This is a genomic window from Moorena sp. SIO2C4, from assembly GCF_010672485.1.
Classification (GTDB): domain Bacteria; phylum Cyanobacteriota; class Cyanobacteriia; order Cyanobacteriales; family Coleofasciculaceae; genus Moorena; species Moorena producens.
Genome location: NZ_JAAHGN010000459.1, coordinates 1 through 5,737, shown reverse-complemented (window position 1 = coordinate 5,737; position 5,737 = coordinate 1). Strand labels below are relative to the sequence as shown.

Sequence of the window (5,737 nt, the reverse complement as noted above, 5' to 3'; positions counted from 1 at the left end):
GAATTGGTTGCCACAGGAGTACCGAAGGATAGGATTGTTCTGGCTTTTCATCCCCCCGAGATTCGTGAACATACTGGGTATGCGATCGCATAGTGTTTGGTTTGGTGGGTTACCCTGTCGAAGGGCGCACCCTACAAGATCAGCGATTAGGCCAAAGGGCTACGCTACGCGATTGACCGTAGGTCACGCGGGGCCCGTTCGCACTACGCTGCCTTACTAATAGTTGGTTCAGGAAGAGTTTCACCTGTTTCTTGATAGGCTATTACCAAAGATTCTAAGGCTTCAGTTCCATTCTTAACTGCTTCTTCATAAGTTTCTCCATGAGTCCGCCATTTTTGTCCGGGGAAGTCAGGGAAACCAACTAAAAAACAATTATCTTCTTCTGACCATTGAATTATCATTTGATATTTAAGTTGGCTTATCATTAATGTTACCTTCTACTTCATCAATAGCTTTTTTTACATTCTTTTCTTGATAGGGCTTAGCATCGTTTCCGTCTTTACCTGAAACTGTGAGTTTCCCAGCATAAAGAGGATGTATCCAGTTTGTATGGCTTCCTTTACCTGGTATTTCTCTAAAACCGGCTTGGCGAAGCATTTGTTTTAGAACCCTGATTTTCTTTGGCATTTACTAGAGATTTTACATATTTCCTATTTTATCTAAGTCAAAATGGTTACTCATCATTATTATAATTAATTTTATTGTTAAGTCAATCCACTACTAAGCCACTCCGTAGCCTGTGTAAGGACGTTTATAACTGGGATGTAAACCGAAAATAATGTCTGCTTTCGGTATACCCATGTCTACCAAATCTTGCGCCAAATCAGCTTCTGTCATGTTTCGCTGAATCCAAACTTTGCCATCTTTAATATCTAAATGGATGAAACAGTTATAAACTCGTTTGAGTCCATCCCAGCCGATATCTAAAAGTTGATAATGGTCATGTTCTGTGTCAAAAATAAGTTGACACTCAAGCTCTGAATCTGAATTATTTGCTTCTAAGGTGGCATGATTAGTTAATAGCTGGCGGATGATTAATCGGTATTTTTCTAGTTTTTCCATTGGATGACTACCTCCTCGACAGGATTATAGATAAGCAATTTTAATTTATCCTTCAATAGTGAGTGAGATGCTTACGCTAGCAAAGGGAAACCATAGTGATGAGTAGGGTGCTTCAGACACTTGTTTGGTCAATATAAGGAAATTTTGCTATTTTGCGTCGTAACGTACCGTTATCGATTCGATTGGTTTGGTGCGTTACGCTGTCGAAGGGCGCACCCTACAAGATCATGCGATCGCACTTGTTTAATTTGATAGCCATTGTCCTGGAGGACTTGGATTCCAGAACCTTCTATTGTCATCGGGATACAAAACTTTGTTAACCCCCATCGCTTTAGCTCTATCTAAGATTGCCAAAGCTGATTGTCGATCTGGAACAATGAGATTAAGCGTTCTGATAGGGGTAGCGTCTGGAAGAGAGCCATCCTCAATCCACGAGGTAATTTCATTGACTGTCTCTTCGCTTAAACTATTGTCTTCATAGGGAAGAGTCATTCTGTAGCCGACCTGGCCTAAAGGTTCGTAGAAAGTCAGTATAGAATGCTTCTCCCATCCATAAGAAATCTCAAGCTTATCTCCTAACTCGTTATAGCCACTCTGGATGGGGAGATCGATGTTTTCCGCATACCATTTCGAGCGCTCTGACAACTTTCTTGAAATCTCCTCAGGGCTGCTAAAATCGTCAATCCATTGCAGGATATTTAGATCGTTTTGCTTAAACCTAAGCGCTCCTTCAGGGAACGGAGCTGTAATCAGTTGAATAGCTTCGTCCATTTTCCCTTGTGGAGACTCTAGATTGTATTCTTCGCTGATAAAATCGACACCATTAGCAGTACCCCAAGGATACATATCTCTGGGAGGACGAAAATTGGGATAAGGGATATCGTAAATCTCTAGTCCTAGCAAGGGACCAAACCAATATTTGTCCTTGAGTTCGGCATGGCACTCAGTAACAAAAGCAATCGATTGCTCAATTAGTGAAGGTGGTCGACAATCTGGGATTTTGTATTTAATCGATATCACAATTGTGACTTTATCTGGAGATAAGGTTATGTAGGTAATATTTGATTCTGGATCGTCCAAATTATTTGAAAGTAAATAAGTTGTCTCAGACTGCTCATCCTGGATAATATCGAGAAATTGAGTGAAAGAATAAAACTTTGAGTGTAGATCTGTTCCTTCCTCCATCATATATTTATGGGATCGCATCACGTCCATCTTGCTTAGTGGATTTACGACCGCGATCAAGTCCTCTGCATTTAGCAGAGACCCAGAAGGTATTTTACTTACAATACTATCTAATCTTAGTATTATTTCCATCGTTCGCCTACAGTTATTAAGATTGTATTTCTATCGAGAATTTCCCAGGAATCTTGGCTCTAAGTGTACTCTCCCATAAGGGCTTCATTCCTTCATTGAAGAACTGATATTGAATACGAGTGAATATTTTTTCAATGACTCCCTTGCCATCCACCGTTTTTCTTTTTCCAACTACAGATGTTGTGAGAATGATATTGTAATCTTTCATCTGGTCTATTTCCTCTGGACTTGGTCTTGTAGCCCTTCTGTGAGTCTTGCGTTCAATCAATGTTGCCGAAGCTTCATTATAGCTATCTGACGTTCTCTTCTTCTTCATAGAACCAGTCTTATTGAAGGTATAGGTGCCAGGAGGAGCAAAATCTAGAGCCTGTAGATATTCACTTGCTAATTGCTCTGACCATCGATTCAAGTCTTTAATTTTTACGGTGGGATGATTGAACACATCTGACTTAAATTTCGAGAATGGTTCGTCTTTGTATTTCTTTATAATCTCTTTCCTAAGCCATTGATAGTAGTTTTTTAGGTCGGCCTCTGTACTTGCTACAGTTAGACTAGGTTTGGCAATTCCAAATGCGTTGGCTACAGGAATATACTTCTTGCTTCGTTCAAATGGAGTTGCAGTTGCTCTTCTAGTTGCCTCTCTAGTTATACCAGCCAAGTGTTCATGGAAGGTGAATTTTGCCTTGGGATCTCTCGGATTAGAAATTTCTGTTTCGAACAATATACCGTCTTTAATGTAAGACTTAGCCCAGTTTTTCTTGACAGTATCTCTTGAGACTCCAGATACTCCAGTCACTACATCATAGAATATGGTTTTGAGGAATGTAGGTTGTTTGAGTTTTGAATCTTTTTTGGCTTCTACCAGAGCTTCAGGTTTTTTTAGCTTGACCTTAGTAGATTTAGTATCCTTAGTCATTCTAAAGACATATTGGTAATCCCAACTGTCTTTACCATCGATGACTGTGATGGACTTAAAGACACCGTGCTTCCGCTTAACTGCCTTAGCTACTTTCTGAGCATTTTCCTTAGAAATCGTGTTTTGTTTTAAGTATTTTTCCTCCTCTTTTTCAAAGGCTGCTAGACCTGCCTTGCGATCTTTATCGGTGAACTTACCATCCTTATTCCCCTTACCCTTCTTCCCTTTAAACAACCCCTTCGCCTTCAACAACACCTTATCAATCGCCTTGTCAATCCGCTGACGAATCTTACCAATAATATTTTCAACCTTCTTCGCCAAACCACCAATACCCAACAGCGAAGCCAAGAACCCAATCACCACTGGTACAGCTTTGGCTAAAGCATTCTCTACCAACTTCGCTGCACCACCAACTGCACCAGATGCGATCGCACTCACGGCATCCACAACTGCATTTACCAATTCCAGCACCTGACTACCGCGATTAACAAAGAACATGATGATGTCATAGATTGCCATGGCGGCTTTCACAAAGGCTGATGCAGGATTCAACAAGCTCAGAACCCACTTCACCCCGGCGGTGATCACCTCGGTAACGACCATGGTCTTGATTTCTTCGATGACTGTTTGTTTCAGGTCGTTGAACTGTTCCTTAACATGTTCCCACAGTCCCATGGGTCCGCGATCGCGTAATATCTGGAATATTTCCACGCTTTTCTCCATGCCAGCTACTACTGGTTCCCCAAAGAGCTTGACTGCTTTACCACGAATATAGGTAAATGTCAAGTTCAAGACTTGGGTTACTAAGCTGAATATTCCCGGTAAGCTAAAGATGTCATCGGGTAGTTGAATACCCATCGGTCCCAGGGTTCCAGTTAACCAGCCAATTAAACCGGCTTGTAGATGTTGCCCAATATTAGCGACAAAATTCTCAAAGCCTTGTTTAATACCACTAATTAAATTGCCTAGGAAGCCGATGGGGTCTTTAATAATGTTACCAATTACATCAGACGCTTTACTCAAGACACTCAGCAACATGTCTTTGAGTTTATTAATGGTATCGATGACTCCAGTTATGGCATTGGCTGCTTGATCAACTAACCCCTGATTAGCAGCCTTCATCTCATCGATGCGGGCATTAACAGCTTGCAGCTTTTCGTTATAGTTCTCGGCCAGAGTATTAATTAGCTGATCTTGTTTGCTGTCAACGCTTTGTTCCAACTGGTCGAATTGACTTTGAATATCCGTAGCGGCTTGTTGACCTACAGTTTTCAGGTTTTCGGGTAATTTAGCTACATAGTCTTTAATTTCTTGCCTACCCTTGGCAATTTCTGCTTTAGCATCGGTTAAGGCAGTACCAATAATGTTGACGATTTTATTGAGGACAACATCCATTTTTGCCAGGTAAAGTTGTCGTCCTTCTTGATAAAAAGCATTAACCTCTGATGGTAAACCTAGTAATTTATCCTTACCCCAAAGATACCAACCGAAATCGCCACTATAACGCTCATCTTTGTAAGCCTTCATTTTTTCATCAACGTAGTTCTCGAAGGCTTTGGTGGCTTGATTGGCACCAGCGTCAAATTCTTGATTAACCTTACCATCTAAGCCATTGAGAATGTCCTCAACCTTAGTTTTAGTTTGGTTGTAAATCTTTTGAATATCCCCAGCAACCTTAGCTCGTTCTTGCTCATCCTTACCCTTAGTTTTAATTTGCTGATTGGTAACCTGAGCTAATAACTGAGCCCGGGAGCCATGCATTCCTTGGAGTTGTTGCCCCGCTGTGGTTGCAGCTTCCCCTTGGGCTTGGGTTAACTGGTCTTGTTCAAACTGACGATAGGCTTGGGGTGCTTGGCTGGCATTAGTTTGAGCCTCTTGTTTTGCTGCTAAAGCTGTTTGGAATTGGGGTTCATTGGATTTAGCTAACTGTTCCGAAGTAACATCAGCCTCAGCCATCTGTTGGTCAAGTTTTTGGCTACTTTCTTGTAGCGGTGCCTCCACTTCACCTTGTCCCTTGGCTTTAGGAATAGCTTTGTCAGCACCAATATTTTTGGTTACTGCTCCCGCTTCATTGGCAGCTAGGGGAGTTACTGATTTCGGTTTAATACTGCTGGTATCCGGTGCTTGTTTCGCCTTCTGTTCTAAGGGTGCTTGAGATGCAGTTTGCTCTTGCTTAACGGTATTTTGCATCTGGCTCTTGACAGAAGCCAGTTTGTTACTATCCTTAAACTCATCCGCTTGTTCAAGAGTTTCCGGAGCTGCTGACTGGATGCGCTCCATTAATTTAGCCTTGAAAGCAGCAGCATCAAAACCAGGAGTGGGAGCTTGTGCCATCTCACCCACTTGATTGGCCTGAGCTTGCTTTCTATTTCCTTGGCTGGACTTACCGCTGCAGCTTGGGCTTGTTTCGCTTTTGTACTAGCTGGGGCGTGTTGTTTTTGA

At 41.8% G+C, this 5,737-nt stretch carries 6 protein-coding genes; 1 reads left to right on the top strand and 5 read right to left on the bottom strand.

Annotated features, from left to right (window positions below; all coding sequences use genetic code 11):
* On the top strand, positions 1–93 hold a 93-nt coding region (locus F6K20_RS21880; protein WP_287296009.1), incomplete at its 5' end, for an element excision factor XisI family protein.
* A gap of 110 nt (positions 94–203) precedes the next feature.
* Here the strand turns inward: F6K20_RS21880 and F6K20_RS21875 are convergent.
* The 5 genes from F6K20_RS21875 to F6K20_RS21855 form a co-directional block, all read right to left on the bottom strand.
* A complete protein-coding gene (locus F6K20_RS21875; RefSeq protein WP_044491941.1) occupies positions 204–422 on the bottom strand; it encodes a type II toxin-antitoxin system HicB family antitoxin in 219 nt (72 codons plus the stop codon).
* The gene (locus tag F6K20_RS21870) at positions 409–627 is read right to left on the bottom strand and encodes a type II toxin-antitoxin system HicA family toxin (protein WP_287296008.1); all 219 of its coding nucleotides are present in this window, start codon (positions 625–627) and stop codon (positions 409–411) included. Before F6K20_RS21870 ends, F6K20_RS21875 begins: the two co-directional genes overlap by 14 nt.
* Positions 628–720: 93 nt before the next feature.
* Positions 721–1,062 carry a XisI protein gene (locus tag F6K20_RS21865; RefSeq protein ID WP_287296006.1) on the bottom strand — a complete coding sequence of 114 codons (342 nt, stop codon included), beginning with the start codon at positions 1,060–1,062 and terminating at the stop codon, positions 721–723.
* A gap of 243 nt (positions 1,063–1,305) precedes the next feature.
* Positions 1,306–2,379 (bottom strand): hypothetical protein, encoded by a 1,074-nt coding sequence (locus F6K20_RS21860; protein ID WP_071103407.1) that lies wholly within the window; start codon positions 2,377–2,379, stop codon positions 1,306–1,308.
* 16 nt (positions 2,380–2,395) lie between these two features.
* Positions 2,396–5,629 carry a phage tail protein gene (locus F6K20_RS21855; protein ID WP_287296004.1) on the bottom strand — a complete coding sequence of 1,078 codons (3,234 nt, stop codon included), beginning with the start codon at positions 5,627–5,629 and terminating at the stop codon, positions 2,396–2,398.
* Positions 5,630–5,737 lie beyond the last annotated feature (108 nt).